The sequence below is a fragment of the Shewanella sp. YQ_9 genome (assembly GCF_043103185.1).
Classification (GTDB): domain Bacteria; phylum Pseudomonadota; class Gammaproteobacteria; order Enterobacterales; family Shewanellaceae; genus Shewanella; species Shewanella algae.
This window is the reverse complement of the sequence record NZ_JBICJO010000014.1, coordinates 12,730-30,516: the sequence shown is the minus strand read 5'-3', so window position 1 is coordinate 30,516 and position 17,787 is coordinate 12,730. Positions and strand designations below refer to the sequence as shown.

Genomic DNA, 17,787 nt, shown 5'->3' with positions numbered 1-17,787 from the left:
CCGATGGATGTTCAAGCATTAACGTTTTTGATTGTGGGGCTCTCGTTTGCCCTTTATATAGGGATTGCCATCTGGTCAAGAGCCGGCTCTACCAAAGATTTCTATGTTGCCGGTGGCGGGGTTCACCCAGTGATGAACGGTATGGCGACGGCTGCAGACTGGATGTCGGCCGCTTCCTTTATCTCGCTGGCGGGGATTGTCTCTTTCGTCGGATACGATGGCAGTGTGTACCTGATGGGCTGGACCGGCGGCTATGTGTTGCTGGCTTTGTGTATGGCGCCTTACCTTCGTAAGTTCGGCAAGTTCACTGTGCCTGACTTTATTGGTGAGCGTTATTACTCCCAAGCGGCCCGAGTGGTGGCTGTGATTTGCGCCATCTTTATCTGCTTTACCTATATTGCCGGGCAGATGCGCGGTGTTGGGGTGGTGTTCTCCCGCTTCCTGGAAGTGGATGTCGATACCGGGGTGTATATAGGTATGGCAGTGGTGTTCTTCTACGCCGTACTCGGTGGCATGAAGGGGATCACTTACACTCAGGTGGCCCAATATTGCGTGCTTATTTTCGCCTTTATGGTTCCGGCCATCTTTATCTCTGTGATGATGACAGGCCATATCATTCCACAAATCGGTTTTGGCGCTGAACTGATAGACGCCGCCGGGAATAATACCGGGGTGTATCTGCTGCAAAAACTCGACGGCCTGCAAACCCAGCTGGGTTTCACTGAATACACAGAAGGCGCCAAGAGCACCATAGATGTATTCGCCATCACTGCTGCGCTTATGGTAGGTACTGCCGGTTTGCCACACGTTATTGTGCGTTTCTTTACCGTACCTAAGGTGAAAGATGCCCGTATCAGTGCCGGTTGGGCGCTGGTGTTTATTGCCATTATGTACACCACTGTGCCTGCCTTGGCGGCGTTCTCCCGGGTGAACATGATAGAAACCATCAATGGTCCTGAATCGACAGGTGTTGCCTATGAGTCGGCGCCGCAGTGGATCAAAAACTGGGAAACCACCGGGCTTATCAAGTGGAATGATAAAAATGGCGACGGCAAGATGTACTACGCCAAGGGTAATCTCACCGACGACAGCAGCAATGAGATGAATATCGACCGCGATATCATGGTGCTGGCGACCCCTGAAATCGCCGATCTGCCGGCTTGGGTGATTGCTCTGGTTGCAGCCGGTGGTCTGGCGGCGGCGCTGTCGACTTCTGCGGGCTTGCTGCTGGTTATCTCAACCTCGGTATCCCATGACTTGTTGAAGAAAAACTTTATGCCGGACATCTCAGACAAGAAGGAGTTGTTCTATGCCCGAACCGCGGCGGCTGTTGGTATAGTGATTGCCGGTTACTTCGGGATTAATCCGCCAGGGTTTGTGGCGGCAGTGGTGGCCTTTGCCTTTGGCTTGGCGGCATCGTCACTGTTCCCGGCAATCGTGATGGGTATTTTCTCCAAGTCGATGAACAAGGAAGGAGCCATAGCCGGTATGGTGGTGGGGCTTGGCTTTACCGCGGCTTATATCATCTACTTCAAGTTCATTAATCCTGCCGATAACAGCGCTGAAAACTGGCTGTTTGGTATTTCGCCTGAAGGAATAGGCATGATTGGCATGATACTCAACTTTGTTGTGGCGATTATTGTTGCCAAGATGACAGCCGCTGTTCCGGAGCATGTACAGGAAATGGTTGAATCCATCCGTTTCCCCAAAGGTGCAGGCACGGCGCAGGAACACTGATAGTCTGATGCTGCATAAATGGAAGATCCCCCGCTTGGCCGGGGGATTTTTTTATCAGTGCAGTTTGGGTTGGATACTCAACTTTCTATTTTTCTTTGGTTTGGGCTTTCTGTTTCGGGCTTTCTGCCTTGGTTCTGGCTGTATTCGACTAAAGCCAGATAGCCAGCATGATACAGAGTGGGCAATATTGAGATTAGTCAGTCCAACTCTAAAGGCCGCCCATGGATGAGAGTGAACTGCTGCCTATTCGCAGCTTTCTGCAACAGACGGTTCCTTTCGATGAACTGCCGCAACCCTTGCTGGAGCAATGTTGCCGCGCCATCGGCATAGGTTATTACAGCAAGTCGATGAAAGCCGTGCCGCTGGATTCGGCCAACCCCATGCTCTATATCGTTCGCAGCGGTGCCTTTGAAGTGCGCGATGCCGAAGGCGAGTTGCTGGACCGTTTGGGGGAGGGCGATTGCTTTGGCTTTCCCTCTCTGCTGTCGGGCGAGGAGATCAGTAACAAGGTGCTGATCCTCGAAGATGGCTTGGTCTATCATGTGCCACCGGCGCTGTTTGACACTCTGCGCCTGGAGTGTCGCAGCTTCGACCGCTTCTTCAACCGCGCCTATGCCAAACGGTTGCGCCACCAAGGTCGTTTTCGGGCCAGGGATTTGACCACCACCAGCCGTATCAGCACCCTGATGACCCATGAGCCTGTCAGTGTCGATCACCGCCTTTGTATCACGGATGCGGCCAAGCTGATGCGCAAGCACAGGGTGTCGTCTGTCTTGGTACTGGATAATCACAAACTGGTGGGGATCCTCACCGACAGGGATCTGCGTAATCGGGTGCTGGCCGAGGGGCTTACCGGCAATGAAGCCGTGTTTCAAGCCATGACCCGCCAGCCCGTATACATAGATGCCCAGGCCCTGGTATTTGAAGCTATGCTGCTGATGAGCGAGCACAACATTCACCATCTGCCGGTCATGGAGCGAGAGCAGCCGGTCGGGATGATCACCAGCACAGACATACTGCGAAGTCAGGCATCCCAACCTTTGTTGCTGATAGGCGAGATAGAGCGGCAAAAAGATTTGCAAAGCCTTATCGGGGTCAGTCGGCAAATACCGCTTTTGTTGCAAAACCTTATCAGCGCCGATGCCCGTGCCGAGGAGATTGGCCGGGTACTGACCTCAGTTACCGATGCGCTTACCCGCAGACTTATCCAGCTCCATCAGGCGCTGCTCGGGGAGGCGCCGATGGCGTTTTGCTGGTTGGCATTTGGCTCTCAGGGGCGGCAGGATCAGGCCGCCTGCTCGGATCAGGACAATGGTTTATTGCTGGCCGAAGAGCCGGATGAGCATGCCAGAGGTTACTTTCAGGCCTTGGCCAAGGGAGTGTGCGCCGGGCTCAACGAATGCGGTTATGTATACTGCCCCGGGGATATCATGGCGCAAAACCCCAACTGGTGTTTGTCGCTGGCAAGTTGGCAGCAGAAGTTTGCCTCTTGGGTCAACACCCCTGAGCCCAAGGCCTTGATGCATGCCAGCATCTTTTTCGATATGCGCTCCGTATATGGGCCGGACAGTTTGTTCGATGCGCTGCAAGACAAGGTGCTGGCGCAGACCAAAGACAAGGATATCTTTCTGGCGGCCCTGACCGGCAATGCCTTAAGTGAGTCGCCGCCATTGGGATTTTTCCGCCAATTCGTGCTCGACAGGGATGGCAGTGAGGTCAAGGGGATGGATCTTAAACACAGGGGCAGCGCCCTTATCAATGACATCGCCCGGGTATATGCCTTGGCCGCCGGCGTCAAAGAGGTCAATACCGCCAAACGGATCCGCGCCTTGATGGAGAGCAAGCTGTTGAGCCGCAAAGATGCCCTCAACCTTGCAGATGCCCATGAATTTATTGCCCATATGCGGCTGGCCAATCAGGGGCGTCAGTTTGAGCAAGGCCAGAAGATAAGCAATTTTCTGATGCCGCAGGCACTCTCTTCACTGATGCGTCATCAACTCAGGGATGCCTTCAAGGTGGTGCATGATGCCCAGGCGGCGCTGAGACTCAAGTTTACCCGGAGTTTCTAGGATGCCTTTGCTGCATAGAACTCGCCTTGCCTGGCATTGCTGGCAGGCAAGAGAGCCTCTCAAGTCTTTTTACCAGGCCTTGAGTCCAGTGTTATCCAAGCCTGTGGCAGAGGCGCCTTTGATGGCGCTGGACCTGGAAATGACCGGCCTAGAGCCGGGTTGCGATCAGATACTCTCCATCGGTGTGGTGCCCATCAACAAAGGCAGACTGGAGCTCAGCGGCGCCCGCCACAAATTGGTGAGTATTGCCGGCAGTGTCGGTCAGAGCGCCACGATTCACGGCATTATGGATCGCCATCTTGAACAGGGGGCGCTGGCGCCCGAACAGCTCTTGCCTTGGCTGTTACGGCAAAGTCAGGGGCGCATTTTACTGATGCATCATGCTCCTTTGGACTGCGCTTTTCTCAGCAGGCTTTGTCAGCAGGCATACGGTACTAAGCTGCATCTTCCCGTGATAGATACCCTGCTGCTGGAAAAGACCCGCCTGCAGCGGCAACAGGAGGTGCTGCCAAGCGGTAGTCTGCGCCTCGGCGCTTGCCGCAGCCGCTATCATCTGCCGCCGTATTCGGCCCACAATGCCCTGACTGACGCGCTGGCCTGTGGTGAGCTGTTTCTGGCGCAAAGCTGTGATGCTGCCAAAGAGCCTGTGGCCGATTTCCTCTCCTGGGTATAGCAGTCGGTGAGCACTTCCTGGGTGTATTCCCTTGGTTTGACACTGAGCAGAGCGTTGTCAGAACTGAGCTTGGTCGAATTGAACTTTGCCAAGCGGCCCGAATTCGATTAATTTCAAAGTGCCACTCAAGGCGTTAAGGAGCAAAGCTATGGCACTTCCGTTACTCTGGCTCGGCTCTGCCGCACTCGGCGCCGTGTGGCTTGCCGATGAAGGGCAGAAGCGTAAGAAAGTCGCCCGCAATCGAGTACTCAAGGATATGCCGACAAAGGGGGCCAAGGGGCAGGCGCGGCTGACACCCAGTGAATGGTTTCACAGTCAGAGTGTCAAACGAGTGCAGCCCGGGATGCTGGTGTGCTGCCACGTATTCGGGGTCATTGAACACACAGGTATCTGGCTCGGTGACGGTATGTTGGCCGAGCTCCACGGCAGCGGCCTGGTGCGGCCAGTATCGGTGAAGCGTTTCCTGGCAGGTCATAGCGGCAGCAAGGTGTTTGTTGCCTGCGATCATCAAAGAATGCCCCTGGTCAGTGAACATGCGCTGGCCCGCGCTGGCGAGAGCCTGTTTCAGTATCGGGATTACGACCTGTTTGACAATAACTGCCACAGGTACGTGTGGCACTGTATCAGCGGCAAGCCGCAAAGGGTGAGTAGTTTTTCGCGGCTCAATCAACTGTTGGAAGACTTCTTCGGTCAGGGCATCTATTGGGATCAACTGCCGCTGGAACCCTTTGGGTACGAGTGAAGATGATTGTCGCCGCAAGGGCCTTAAATATTAACCATGAATTATCTTGGGTGGTTTGCCATTCATGCAACTCAATCGCTTTGAAAAATCGATAGTCAGGCATCCGCTGCGTTTGTGGCTGCAAAGACAGCTGGAGCGGCGGATGTTGTTGAAGCTGTTTGCCAAGCCTTTACCTGCTTTTAGTCGCGCCTTGGAGATAGGCTGCGGCTTTGGTGAGGGAATCGCGCTTGTGCGTCAGGATCTGGGGGCGGAAGAAGTGTGGGCGCTCGATTTTGATTTCGACATGGTCAGCCACTGCGCCGGGCGGTATTCGGATCAAAACTGGTTGCATCTGTGTCAGGGCGATGGCAGCGCCTTGCCTTTTGCCGATAGCCAGTTTGACCTTGTGGTCGATTTTGCCGCCTTTCATCATATTCCGGATTGGCAACAGGCGGTGGCCGAAGTACACAGAGTATTGCGCCCTGGTGGCTATTTCGTCATGGAAGAGCTTTATCGCGCCGCTATCTGTAATCCCTTGAGTCGGCGTCTGTTTGAACATCCCCAGGAAAACCGTTTCAATCACGCTGAACTCTTGGCTGTTCTTGAAGATACCGGCAACTTTGAGATTATCCGCCAACACCAGTTGCCGGCGCTGGCGGGTATCATCCTGGCCCGTAAAACCGTCGGCAAAGCTTGAGCAGGATAATGACGGGTCAAGCTGGGCCTTGTCGTGCTTGGCGGTTTGGTTTTGCCCAGCTCCACTCTATAAGCACTTATGCGTTTAATCCTATCTTTTTGCAACCGATATAACAGCATCCAAGTGCGTATCATTTAAGACAATTTAGCCTAAATTTGCCCTGAAGCATGGTTTGTTGTGCCGCTTTACCACTATAATTTGCTCAATACTCCGAAGTTAAATTGGAAACGCAGTCGTTATGGCAAAAGTATTGGAATCCGTAGATCAACGTACCCAACTCGTGGGTGAGAACCGTCTGGAACTGCTGCTGTTCAGGATCAGTTCGACCCAGCTGTTTGCCATCAATGTATTCAAGGTCAAAGAGGTAGTTAAACTGCCGGAACTGTCTGCCATGCCCGGCAGTCATCCCGCCATCAGTGGCGTCGCCAATATCCGCGGTACGTCCATCCCTGTCATTAACCTGCGCAGTGCCATAGGTTTTTCGCCCATGCCGGTGGGCGAAGACGCTAACCTTATCATCACAGAATACAACCGCAGTGTGCAGGGTTTTCTGGTGGGCAAGGTTGAGCATATCGTCAACATGACCTGGGGCGATATCATGCCACCGCCGAAGACTGCCGGCCGTAATCATTACCTTACCGCCATTACCCGTATTGAGACTCAGGGTAAAACTGAGTTGGTGTCAATTATCGATGTGGAAAAGGTGTTGGCGGAGATCATCCACTATGACGTGCGTCTCTCGGAAGGTGTGCTGGATGAGTCCTTGGTGGCCAAGATGCCGGGGCACAAGATTTTAATTGTCGACGATTCGCCCACTGCCAGACGCCAGGTTCGCGATACTTTGGGGCAGTTGGGGCTTGAAGTGATTGAACGCAGCGATGGGCGCGAGGCGCTGACGCTGCTCAAGTCCTGGTGCGATCAGGGGCTCAAGGTGACAGATCAGATTTTGATGATGATCACCGACGCCGAGATGCCTGAAATGGATGGTTACCGTTTGACTTATGAGGTGCGCAACGACAAGCGGATGGCCGATCTCTATATCACCCTCAATACCTCACTCAGTGGCAGTTTCAATAAGGCGATGGTGGAAAAGGTGGGGTGCGATCGTTTTATTTCCAAGTTCCAGCCGGATCTGCTGGTGGAAGCCGTGCAGGACAGAATTCGTCAGCTCGGCTGATTAGTGGCTGTTTTCCAGCTCCAGTTCGCGGATAAGTTGCTTCTTGGTGCGTTTGTCCGCGGCTATGTTGAGTCTGGCCAGGCGCACGGCAAAGGCAAATCTGTCGCGGCCGCAGATGGCAGTCAAGGCCTGCAGAAAGTCTTTATCCAGTGCAAAGTTTTTGGCGTAGTGCTCTATGGCGGCAAACACTGAGCTGTAGTGCAAACCGTCGAAGTCAAACCCGGTATTTGGCGTCTCGTCGCGCAGCGGAACCCCATCAATACACAAGGGCCAGCCCTTGGCATTGATCCTGTCTCTGGCCACTTCATACATAAACCAGGCGCTGCGTTTAAAGCCGCCAAGAATTTTGCAGGAAAACTCCGATTCTTCCAGCTCTTCACGGGTCCAATTCAGCCCTATGGCCAGATGTTTGGCGTAGCGCTTCATCAACGCATCTTTAACCGCAATACGGCACTCGTATATCGAGGTGAGAGTATGTTGGCGGGCCAGCGTCAGGCACTCCTTACAGGCGGGCACGCTCAGTGAGGCATGTTCTGCATGGGGGGAGGCTCTAAAGGCAAAAACGTGCTCGCAGGGTTCGGCACAAAACCAGCAGCTGTGACGGCAATTAAAGGGGATGTCGACCAAGGGACAGGGCATAGGGTTGTGCAGATGCTGCTCTGAGTCTTAAAAGAAGTCGGGAGCCTTGGTGACTCCCGACCGGGTAAAGCTTATTCGGCTTCCACGTCCACCAGGAACTTGGCCAGCTCTACCGGCTCAACTTCGGGACATTCCTGCTCGGCGCGCCAATCGATACCTATCAATACGCCATCTTCGTTGAGATCTTCAATCCAGAACTCCAGCAGCTCTTCCAGTGAAATCGCTACGGGTGCGAAGTTGACCCACTCCTCGGTGCAATGGCTCTGGGCCACCGCCTGATCAGACCATAAAGGCATGACATCTGTGTCTTCATATTCACTGGAGTCACACACCACCCAGCCTTCGCCGGAGTCGTCCTGCAAGCCCCACACCTGCTGGTGCTCTTTGACGTTATCGATAAATTGGCTCAGTGCCGGCGCTAAATCAGTCATGATCTCTCTCTTGAGCAAGGGTTAGTGGCGCCATTATACGGCATAAGCACTGGAGTCCAAGTGAATCTTAACCTCAGATGAACAAACAGGAATAAATGCTTAAAAATCGGCTCAACGACAGGGAATTATGCCTGCGGGGCTTAAAAAACACTGTGCGACTGGTTAGGATGGAGCTCGATGGGGTGTTTATTCTTTTAAGGAGTCGGAAGGTGTTCAGAGTATTATCCTGGTTTCCCCTGCTGCTGGCCACGCAAACGCTGGCAGCCCCCCAGAATGAGGATCCCGTAGAAGCCCTGATAAAAGCCGGGGAAGCGGCTTTTCCTCAGTGTATTGTGGAGTTGCAGGACAAGGCCCTTAACGAGGGTATCAGTCAACAGACCATCGACTCACATCTTAAGCCACTCAAGTTTGTCCCCAGAGTGATAGAGCTGGATCGCAGTCAGCCCGAGTTTACCCAGACATTTGCCAACTATTTCGATAAACGGGTAACCGATTGGCGGGTTTCCAAGGGCCGGGAACTGCTGGTTGAGCACAAGGCGCTGCTGGACAAGCTCAAGCGCGAGTATGGCGTGCCGCCGCAATATCTCTTGTCTTTCTGGGGCATGGAGACCAATTTCGGAGGCTACAAGGGTAAGATGCCGGTCCTGGACTCGCTGGCGACTCTGGCCTGTGACTCCCGCCGCTCTGGCTTTTTTACTCAGGAGTTGATGACAGCGCTGAAGCTGAGCCAGCAATATGGTTTTGCTGCCGCCGATATGCAAGGCTCCTGGGCCGGTGCCATGGGACACACCCAGTTTATGCCCAGTGCCTACGCCAGTTATGCCGTCGATGGTGACGGTGACGGCAAGGCGGATCTCTGGAACAGCATAGATGATGCCCTGACCTCGGCGGCAAACTTTCTTGCTCACCTGGGGTGGCAGCGCAACGAACGCTGGGGCAGGGAGGTTCGCTTACCTGAGGCGTTTGATTATCAGCACCTGGGGCAGAAAAAGTCTCTCGCCGACTGGCAGGCGCTGGGATTGACCCAGAGCAATGGCGAGGTGCTGCCACAGGCCCAGATGGAAGCCAGACTCTATCTGCCCGCCGGGCACGAGGGACCTGCGTTTCTCGGCTACGATAACTTCCAGGTGATCCAGCGTTGGAACCGTTCTGAGTTTTATGCCATCTCAGTAGGCCATTTGGCCGACAGAATAAGTGGCGCCGGACGGCTGGCCAAAACACCGCCGCAGCAAACCCGCTTGAGCCGCGCCCAGATAAAGGCGCTGCAGCAAAAGCTCAATGAGCAGGGGTTTGATGCCGGAAAGCCGGACGGTATTCTCGGACGTAACTCTCGCGCCAGTTTACAGGCGTTTCAGCTCAGCAAAGGCTTGGTGGCCGACGGTTTCCCCTCTGCCGAAACCTTTAAAGCTCTGGGACTCTAGTTCTGCTAATCAAAATGATTGCCAGCAGCCAAGGGATTGGCTAATGTTAGCTCATAAAGGCGCCAAGAAACTGCCCGGATAATGCCGGCAGCAGAAATTGGCGTTCTCCCTCACCTATTTGAATTCAGGGAATGATATGAGCAGCGAGATGAGCAACATAGATAAGTTGAGTCACGGCCAGCGTCAGCGTCTGGCCTTTATCGATTTCAGTCTGCAGTATTTTGGCCTGGTCAGTCGTCAGGATCTGATTGCCAAGTTTGCCACCGGATTGGCGGCCGCCACCCGCGACTTCAGTCTCTATCGCGAATTGGCGCCGCAGAACCTCAAGCTGATGCACCCCAGTCGTCATTATCAGCGCCAGCATGAATTCAAACCCTTGTTTCATCACGATCCCGAAGCCATTCTCTCGGGTTTGGCCCGTGGCTTTGGTGATGGTTTGTCACAGCCCCTGGTTCCCAGCCAGGTCTGTTTCGATGCGGTGCGGCTTATTCATCCGGATACCGAGATTATCGCGGCGCTGATGCGCTCGATTCAGCAAGGGCAGGCGCTGGCGCTGCAATATGTTTCCACCTCAAGCGGTGAAACCCTTCGCGAAATTGTGCCTCATGCCCTGGTCAACAACGGCCAGCGCTGGCATGTACGGGCATTTGACAGACAGCATGGCAAGTTCAACGACTTTGTGGTGACCCGTATCAAGCAGGCCAGAGAACTTGAAGGCTCTCCCTTGCCCAAGGAGCAACCGGCGGCCGACAGCAACTGGTTGACGCCGGTGGAACTGGTGTTGGTACCCCATCCGAGCCTGAAGCATCCGGAGGCGATTATGCTCGACTATCGTATGGAGGATGGCGAGCTCAAGGTGGCCAGCAACGCGGCCTTGGCCGGATATCTGCTGCGCAGCTGGAGTGTGGATTGCTCCACCAGGCATCAAATCGATGGTGGTGTTTGTCAGTTGGCACTTAAAAACCACCAGGTGCTGGAGCGACTCGAGCATCTGGCGATAGTGCCGGGTGCCGGGCGGTAATCCAAAGCAGTGGAGTGCAGGCGACAGTTTTGTTAAGCTGCGCCGGAATCATGAATACTGAGGACTCAGAATGAGCGTTAAAGAAGATATGGTGGTGCAGTTCAATTACACACTGCGCGATGAAAAGGGTGAAGTGCTGGAAACCAACGAGGGGCACGATCCCATCGCCTATCTGCATGGCCATGACAACATGATGCCTGGAGTCGAGAAAGCCATCGAAGGCAAAGAGGTAGGTGCCAAGCTCAGTGTGACCTTGCCTGCCTCTGAAACTTACGGTGAGCGGGTTGAAGGCGCCGAGCAGCGCGTATCGGTAAAACACCTGATGGGCGCCAAAGTATGGAAGCCAGGCATGCGCGCGGTCGTCAATACAGATCAAGGCCAGCGTCAAGTGACTGTGGTCAAGGTGGGCAAGTTTATGGCCACTGTGGACATCAATCACCCATTGGCCGGTCGCGAGCTGACCTTTGATATCGAAGTGGTCTCAGCCCGTGAAGCCACCCATGAAGAGATAGCCCATGGTCATGCCCATGGCGTCGGTGGCCATCACCACTGAGTTTGGCTTTAACTGAATACGCCCGCTTCTGCGGGCGTTTTTGATTGAGAAACCATTGAGAGGAGAGGGGATGAAAATTGACTGCGAGCAGGGGCGATTGCTGCTGAGTCCCAATGAGCTGCAGGTACGCTTGCCGGCCATGCAGACAGTGTTGATGGCGCTGAGCGATGATATCCGTTTGCTCAAAGGCCCTTGCATTCTGCTGGCCGATGCCGGCGCCGTGCGTTGGCAGCTGCGGCTCGACTCCGATGAGCAGCTCGAGCAACTGGCAGACTTTTACGGCCTGACGCCCGAGTGATTTACTATTCCAGTCTGTGGCGTTGATGGCTGCGCTGATAGTCTAACTCGGGGCCCTTGGGTACGACGCGACTGGGATTTATCTGCCCATGGCTGTAGTAATAGTGCTGTTTGATATGTTCAAAGTTGACCGTGGCAGCAATGCCGGGGTACTGATACAGATCGCGCAGGTATTGGCTCAGCGCCGGGTAGTCTTCAATGCGGCGTTTATTGGTCTTGAAGTGGCCCACATAGACGGCATCGAAACGGATTAAGGTGGTAAACAAGCGCCAGTCGGCCTCAGTGACTTGTGAACCGGTGAGAAAGCGGCGTTCACTCAATTGCAACTCCAATCTGTCAAGGGCACTGAACAGCTGCTCAAAGGCCTCTTCATAGGCTTGTTGTGAGGTGGCAAAACCGGCCCGGTAAACCCCGTTATTGATATTGGGATAGATGAACTCGTTGAGCGTATCTATCTCCTCTCTCAGATGGGGCGGGTAAAAGTCCAGGTTATTGCCGGTCAGATGATCGAAGGCGGAGTTGAACATACGGATGATTTCCGACGATTCATTGTTGACTATGGTCTGATGATGTTTGTCCCACAGCACAGGTACTGTCACCCGACCGCTGTAATCGGCCGCGGCGAGCTGGTAAATTTGGTAGAGGAATGCTTTGCCAAACAAAGGGTCTTGCTCGGCGCCCTGAATATGGTGGCCGCCCTTGGGGCCCGCCGCCTCTGTGGCAAATTCCCAGCCGTTTTCCAACATGTGGGGCTCGACCACAGTGACAGGGATCAGCGCTTCCAATCCCTTCAAGGCGCGAAATATCAAGGTTCTGTGGGCCCAAGGGCAAGCGAGTGAAACATAGAGATGATAGCGGCCCGGCTCGGCCTTGAATCCGCCTTGGCCACTGGGGCCCGGACTGCCGTCCGGGGTGATCCAGTTTCGCAGCTTTGCATCTTCACGGACGAACTTGCCGCCGCTTTTGTCTGTCTGATACCACTGATCAACCCATTTGCCCTGCTGCAATAATCCCATCTGTCGCTCCTTTAACGGCTTTGCTTTCATGGCTCGCATCTCAGTCTAGGTGGTGGTTATTTATGGGTAAAGCGCGAAATACATGTGTTTTTATTCGAATTTTTAGAATGGTACTGGCAAGGAATCTTCAGCCTGATATGATGTCGGTCACATTTTTTGCCTATCAAGAAGGATGTTGTTATGTCGTCAGCCACCCTGGATGCCGTTGTTGTTGAACCCCGGGAGCCGGCCACGGCCTGTGTTATCTGGTTGCATGGTTTGGGTGACTCGGGTGACGGCTTTGCCCCTGTGGTGCCGGCATTGGGACTGCCTGCCGATCACTCGATACGCTTTGTGTTTCCACATGCGCCTGAGCAGGCTGTTACTGTCAATGGTGGCTATGTGATGCGCGCCTGGTATGACATCAAGAGCCTCAATCTCCATGACAGAGCTGATATGCCAGGGGTGTTGCAATCCGAGCGTTTGGTTCGACAACTCATAGAGCAGCAAGTCGCCCAGGGCATTGCCGCCAACCGTATTGTGCTTGCCGGTTTCAGCCAAGGTGGGGTGATGAGCCTCTTTACCGCACTGCGCTATCCCGAAGCCTTGGCCGGTATTATGGCGCTGTCCTGTTATTTACCGGGGGGGGAGCAACTGCCGGAAGACGTGAGCAGCGCCAACCGTGATATACCTATTTTGCAATGCCACGGTGAGCAGGATGATGTGGTTGCCCTCAGTGCCGGGCTTATGGCTAAAGAGGCGCTCGAGCAGGGGGGATATCGGCTTGAATGGCACACTTTCCCAATGGCGCACGGCGTGGTACCGCAGGAGCTTAATCTCATCAGTCAGTGGCTGCAGGCGCGTTTGAGCTAAGTGACAGTTAAGGGTTGAGCGCCTGAAAATTAAGCAGCCTGGGGCAAGAAAATTATCACCCGGGCTGTTTGTTTTGCCAAACAATGGCCATGTCTCATGGCAAGCTTTAGTTATTATCTTAAATAACAGCAAGATAACTATGGTTGGTTAGAGTTCTTAAATCCTGGTCCCGCAGCATATCCCGCTTTGATATCCCCCTCGTTTAGGGGGTTATTTGGTAACGTAAACAAACTGTATTATTTCCCGCCTTAAAATCACACATTTAGCTCACTTTTATTAATAAAAATGACACATGTTCGACTTAATCTTGCTAGTATGTCGGGCGCGGGAAGTTCGCTTCACCGCTTATTAATGATGATGGTAAAAATAAATAAAAACATGGGGTTGATTTAATTATGTCTAATAAACTGATGAAAGGACTTTTGGCGACAGCCATTCTGGCTGCTCTCGCCGGTTGTAACAGTGATGACAAGGATCCGGCACCGGAAGTCTGCGGCGCCGATAACTGCACCAAGTTCACCATTTTACACACCAATGACAACCATGGCCGCTTCTGGGAAAACAGTGACGGTGAGTATGGTATGGCAGCCCGTAAGACGCTGGTTGAGCGCTTACGCAACGAAGTGGAAAGCAACGGCGGCCAGACTCTGTTGCTCTCCGGTGGTGATATCAACACAGGTGTGCCTGAGTCGGATCTGCAAAACGCCGAGCCTGACTTTATCGGCATGAACCTGATTGGCTATGACGCCATGGCCGTGGGTAACCACGAGTTTGATAACCCACTGAGTGTGTTGGATATGCAGCGTGAGCTCGCCGAGTTTCCTATGCTGGCTGCCAACATCTACAAAAAAGATGGCACCCGTTACTTCGAGCCTTACAAGGTTTTCGATGTTAAAGGTCTTAAAGTAGCTGTCATAGGTTTGACCACAGAAGATACCGCTAAGATAGGTAACCCTGAGTTTATCGGCGAGCTTGAGTTTACTGATCCCAAAGAAGAGATCAAAAAGGTCATCAAAGAGATCAATGATAACAAAGCCGCCGACATCATAGTGGCGACCACTCACATGGGTCACTATGCCGATGGCCAAAATGGCAGCAACGCCCCGGGTGACGTGGCCATGGCTCGCGCCCTGGAAGAGGGACAGCTGCAGGTTATCATAGGTGGCCACTCACAGAACCCGGTTTGTATGGAACCCGGTACCCAGAGCTATGCCGATTTCAACCCAGGTGATGATTGTCGCCCTGATCAGCAAAACGGCACCTGGATCATGCAGGCCCATGAATGGGGTAAATATGTTGGCCGCGCCGATTTTGAATATTATGGCGGCAAACTGCACCTGGCCAGCTACAAGCTGATCCCGGTCAACCTGAGAAAACTGGATGCCGAAGGCAAGAAGACAGAGGAACTGGCCGGTGAGCCGATCCCTGCCGATACCACAGTGAAGGCTGTACTGCAGCAATATCAGGACAAGGGTAGTGAAAAACTGGGCGAAATCATCGCCACTACCGATGGCAAACTGGAAGGCGATCGCGCCGTGGTTCGTGGTCAGCAGACCAACCTGGGCCGTTTGCTCGCCATGGCGCAGGCCACCAAGGTTAATGCCGATATCGGCGTAATGAATTCGGGTGGTGTACGTGACTCTATCGCCGCCGGTGATATCAGCTACCGTGATGTACTGACAGTGCAGCCTTTCGGTAACATGATCACCCTGAGCACTATGACAGGTGCCGAGCTCAGCGATTATCTGGGTGTAGTGGCTACCATGCAGCGCGGCTCAGGGGCTTATGCCCAGATCACGGGCGTGAAAATGACAGTTGACTGTCAGGCCAAGTCGGTCGCTATCAGCGAAGTCAACGGCAAGGATTACAGTGCAACAGATAGCTACACCTTCACTGTACCCAGCTTCAACGCCGCGGGCGGTGACGGCTATCCCAAGCTGGATCCGGTACAAACCGGCTATGTTGATGCCGAAGTCTTCTACAGCTTCCTGAAAGAGAAGCAAAGCATCAAGGCCGTTGATTACGAGCCGGTAGGCGATATCGTTTATGAAAACTCTAACAGCCCACTGGGTTGTGAAGTGCCTCAGTAAATAGCACTTTAAGTCACTTTACAGGCAGCCCTTCGGGGCTGCTTTTTTGTGGCAAAAGAGCAGGGCAGTCATGTGGGTTTGGGTGATTTTTAACCAAATAATTCTACCGGGACTTGAAATACCATTGCCCGACCCTATCTATTGAGTGTCGGCAGGGGAAGCGCCTTGACCGATAAATTAAAGGCCGTGCCATTGGGCGGCCGTTTGAACCTAGGGTGCGATGATTCGGCCCGACACTACATATTGCTTAATCTATGAGGATATGACTATGCGTAACTATGATTTGACTCCCCTTTACCGCAGCGCTATCGGTTTTGATCGTTTGGCCCGTTTGGCCGAACATGCCGCCGCCAACAATGGCAATGCCGGTTACCCTCCATACAATATCGAGCTCTTAGGTGAGAACCGTTACCGGATCACCATGGCGGTTGCAGGTTTTGCCATGGATGAGCTGGAGATCACCAGCGAGGGCGAAAAGCTGTTGGTGAAAGGCACCAAGGGCGAACAGGCTCCGGAGCGTAAATACCTGTATCAGGGCATTGCCGAGCGCGGCTTTGAACGTACCTTCCAGTTGGCCGATTATGTGACCGTCGAAGGCGCCCATCTGGAACACGGCCTGCTCAATATAGATTTGGTGCGCGAGATCCCTGAAGCCATGAAACCGCGCAAAATTGAGATAGGCTCAGGTAACCGCCTGATAGAAGAAACTCAGGCCTAAAACAGCGCTGATAAGCTCGGCCCCGGCTTGTAAAGCAGGCCGCTAAAGCAAAAAAGCCAGTCTGATACAGACTGGCTTTTTGTATTCAGGGCCATCATTCCCCAAGGCAGTGCTTAGAGTACCATGGCGGCAATCCAGCCGAAGATCAGCAGCGGGATATTGTAGTGAATAAAGGTTGGGATCACGCTGTCGCGGATATGGTCGTGCTGACCATCGGCATTCAGGCCGGCGGTGGGGCCGAGCGTCGAGTCCGATGCCGGTGAGCCGGCATCCCCAAGCGCCGCGGCGGTGCCGACCAGGGCGATAACCGCAGGCACAGAGAAACCAAAGTTCAGTGCCAGTGGCACATAGATGGTGGCAATAATGGGGATAGTCGAGAAAGATGAGCCAATACCCATGGTGATTAACAGGCCCACCACCAGCATCAACAGCGCGCCCAGGCCCTTGTTGTCACCAATCAACTCACCTATGGCACTCACCAGAGTCAGCACTTCACCGGTTTGTTTGACCACGGCGGCGAAACCGGCGGCGGCTATCATGATAAAGCCTATGTTGGCCATCATGCGCACGCCTTGGTTAAAGATATCTTCATCGGCCACATGTTTGAGCGCGCCGCTGAATGAGAAGATCATAAAGCCAACCAGCGCGCCGAAGATCATCGAATCTGTCTGCAGCTGCACCAGCAGAGTCGCCAGAATGGCCAGCACAGCAATGATGATGTTGCGCTTGCTGAGTCCGGTTTCCGGCTCGGCGGCGAGGATCTGCTCTTCCCGATACTCTCTTGGCTTGCGATAGCTGATAAACACGGCCGTCAACAGTCCGGCCAGCATGCCGGCGGTCGGAATAAGCATGGCTTGGGGAATATCCCCTGACTGGGCCTCTAAGCCGTTGGACTGCAGGTTTGCCAGCAGTATGTCGTTTAGAAATATGCCGCCAAAGCCCACAGGCAACACCATATAAGTGGTGACCAGGCCGAAGGTGATAACACAGGCGACCAAACGCCTGTCCAGCTCGAGTTTGGACATCAGATGCAAGAGTGGCGGCACCAGAATGGGGATAAAGGCGATATGGATCGGCAGAATGTTTTGTGAGCTGATAGCCATGGCTAACAGGGACAGCAGCAACAGGCTGCGAACCCACTTGAGGTTTTGACTATCGGGATCTTTGCCAAGGGCCTTGATCACAGAGGTGGAGATCAAAGTGGTCAGCCCGGAATGGGACAGGGCCACGGCAAAGGCGCCGAGCAGGGCATAACTCAGGGCTATCTGGGCTCCACCGCCCAGGCCGGTATTGAATGCCTCTATGGTCTGGTGGATGTCCAGTCCTCCCATCAAGCCGGCGACCAGGGCGCTGATCGTCAAGGCGATCACCACATTGACCCGGGCCAGGCTGAGAGCGAGCATCAGACAGACGGCAATCACAACTGCGTTCATAGTAAAGTCTTATTCGCTAAACAAAGGGGCTATTTTTGACTGGGGGGGCTTGGATGTCCAGCTGCAATCAGTGTTTGCGGGAAAAAATCTCTCTTTGTGAACTGGATCCTAAGGTTATTGAGTCGCTTTGTGAGCCAGGTAATTGCGGTGGCCGCACACTTGCCGATTTCTTACCCAGACAAGCCTTAAAATGCAGCAAAAGCGTGATATTGATCCTAAATAGGTTGTCAGGTGCATGGCAC

Annotated in this window: 17 protein-coding genes; 13 read left to right on the top strand and 4 right to left on the bottom strand. The window is 53.7% G+C overall.

The window, feature by feature from the left end:
- The first annotated feature begins 3 nt into the window (after positions 1-3).
- From ACF8D4_RS03735 to ACF8D4_RS03710, 6 genes are all read left to right on the top strand, one after another.
- Positions 4-1,737 carry a sodium:solute symporter family protein gene (locus ACF8D4_RS03735; RefSeq protein WP_025009491.1) on the top strand — a complete coding sequence of 578 codons (1,734 nt, stop codon included), beginning with the start codon at positions 4-6 and terminating at the stop codon, positions 1,735-1,737.
- Between the two features lie 221 nt (positions 1,738-1,958).
- The gene (locus tag ACF8D4_RS03730) at positions 1,959-3,806 is read left to right on the top strand and encodes a DUF294 nucleotidyltransferase-like domain-containing protein (protein WP_392464669.1); all 1,848 of its coding nucleotides are present in this window, start codon (positions 1,959-1,961) and stop codon (positions 3,804-3,806) included.
- 1 nt (position 3,807) lies between these two features.
- The gene (locus tag ACF8D4_RS03725; RefSeq protein ID WP_392464667.1) at positions 3,808-4,479 is read left to right on the top strand and encodes an exonuclease domain-containing protein; all 672 of its coding nucleotides are present in this window, start codon (positions 3,808-3,810) and stop codon (positions 4,477-4,479) included.
- Between the two features lie 148 nt (positions 4,480-4,627).
- A complete protein-coding gene (locus tag ACF8D4_RS03720) occupies positions 4,628-5,221 on the top strand; it encodes a hypothetical protein (protein WP_392464666.1) in 594 nt (197 codons plus the stop codon).
- A gap of 64 nt (positions 5,222-5,285) precedes the next feature.
- The gene (locus tag ACF8D4_RS03715; protein WP_392464664.1) at positions 5,286-5,897 is read left to right on the top strand and encodes a class I SAM-dependent methyltransferase; all 612 of its coding nucleotides are present in this window, start codon (positions 5,286-5,288) and stop codon (positions 5,895-5,897) included.
- A 238-nt stretch (positions 5,898-6,135) separates the two neighbouring features.
- Positions 6,136-7,074 (top strand): chemotaxis protein CheV, encoded by a 939-nt coding sequence (locus ACF8D4_RS03710; protein ID WP_028779355.1) that lies wholly within the window; start codon positions 6,136-6,138, stop codon positions 7,072-7,074.
- On the opposite strand, the gene ACF8D4_RS03705 is transcribed toward ACF8D4_RS03710, so the two are convergent.
- Both ACF8D4_RS03705 and ACF8D4_RS03700 read right to left on the bottom strand, forming a co-directional pair.
- A complete protein-coding gene (locus ACF8D4_RS03705) occupies positions 7,075-7,713 on the bottom strand; it encodes a hypothetical protein (RefSeq protein ID WP_044734336.1) in 639 nt (212 codons plus the stop codon).
- Positions 7,714-7,784: 71 nt separating this feature from the next.
- Positions 7,785-8,144 (bottom strand): DUF2750 domain-containing protein, encoded by a 360-nt coding sequence (locus ACF8D4_RS03700; protein WP_025009498.1) that lies wholly within the window; start codon positions 8,142-8,144, stop codon positions 7,785-7,787.
- 209 nt (positions 8,145-8,353) lie between these two features.
- Here ACF8D4_RS03700 and ACF8D4_RS03695 point away from each other — a divergent pair, with 209 nt between their 5' ends.
- The 4 genes from ACF8D4_RS03695 to ACF8D4_RS03680 all read left to right on the top strand — a co-directional run bounded on the left by ACF8D4_RS03695 (position 8,354) and on the right by ACF8D4_RS03680 (position 11,437).
- Positions 8,354-9,565 (top strand): lytic murein transglycosylase, encoded by a 1,212-nt coding sequence (locus ACF8D4_RS03695; RefSeq protein WP_392468375.1) that lies wholly within the window; start codon positions 8,354-8,356, stop codon positions 9,563-9,565.
- Between the two features lie 136 nt (positions 9,566-9,701).
- Complete coding sequence (locus tag ACF8D4_RS03690; RefSeq protein ID WP_392468372.1) at positions 9,702-10,586, top strand: WYL domain-containing protein; 885 nt, start codon at positions 9,702-9,704, stop codon at positions 10,584-10,586.
- Between the two features lie 70 nt (positions 10,587-10,656).
- Entirely contained in the window at positions 10,657-11,139 is a 483-nt protein-coding gene (locus ACF8D4_RS03685; protein WP_044734338.1) for a peptidylprolyl isomerase, read from the top strand.
- Between the two features lie 70 nt (positions 11,140-11,209).
- On the top strand, positions 11,210-11,437 hold the full coding sequence (locus ACF8D4_RS03680) for a DUF3389 family protein (RefSeq protein ID WP_025009501.1): 228 nt from the start codon (positions 11,210-11,212) through the stop codon (positions 11,435-11,437).
- A 4-nt stretch (positions 11,438-11,441) separates the two neighbouring features.
- On the opposite strand, the gene ACF8D4_RS03675 is transcribed toward ACF8D4_RS03680, so the two are convergent.
- The gene (locus tag ACF8D4_RS03675; protein ID WP_144159562.1) at positions 11,442-12,452 is read right to left on the bottom strand and encodes a glutathione S-transferase family protein; all 1,011 of its coding nucleotides are present in this window, start codon (positions 12,450-12,452) and stop codon (positions 11,442-11,444) included.
- Positions 12,453-12,632: 180 nt separating this feature from the next.
- Here ACF8D4_RS03675 and ACF8D4_RS03670 point away from each other — a divergent pair, with 180 nt between their 5' ends.
- The 3 genes from ACF8D4_RS03670 (at position 12,633) to ACF8D4_RS03660 (ending at position 16,112) form a co-directional block, all read left to right on the top strand.
- Positions 12,633-13,304: an alpha/beta hydrolase gene (locus ACF8D4_RS03670; protein ID WP_392468367.1), complete on the top strand. Its 672-nt coding sequence runs from the start codon at positions 12,633-12,635 to the stop codon at positions 13,302-13,304.
- 395 nt (positions 13,305-13,699) lie between these two features.
- Complete coding sequence (gene ushA, locus ACF8D4_RS03665; protein ID WP_044734341.1) at positions 13,700-15,394, top strand: bifunctional UDP-sugar hydrolase/5'-nucleotidase UshA; 1,695 nt, start codon at positions 13,700-13,702, stop codon at positions 15,392-15,394.
- Positions 15,395-15,662: 268 nt separating this feature from the next.
- Positions 15,663-16,112, top strand: coding sequence for an Hsp20 family protein (locus ACF8D4_RS03660; protein WP_028779347.1), 450 nt, complete (start codon positions 15,663-15,665; stop codon positions 16,110-16,112).
- A gap of 113 nt (positions 16,113-16,225) precedes the next feature.
- Here the strand turns inward: ACF8D4_RS03660 and ACF8D4_RS03655 are convergent, their stop codons facing one another.
- Positions 16,226-17,545 carry a Na+/H+ antiporter family protein gene (locus tag ACF8D4_RS03655; protein WP_392468364.1) on the bottom strand — a complete coding sequence of 440 codons (1,320 nt, stop codon included), beginning with the start codon at positions 17,543-17,545 and terminating at the stop codon, positions 16,226-16,228.
- Positions 17,546-17,787 lie beyond the last annotated feature (242 nt).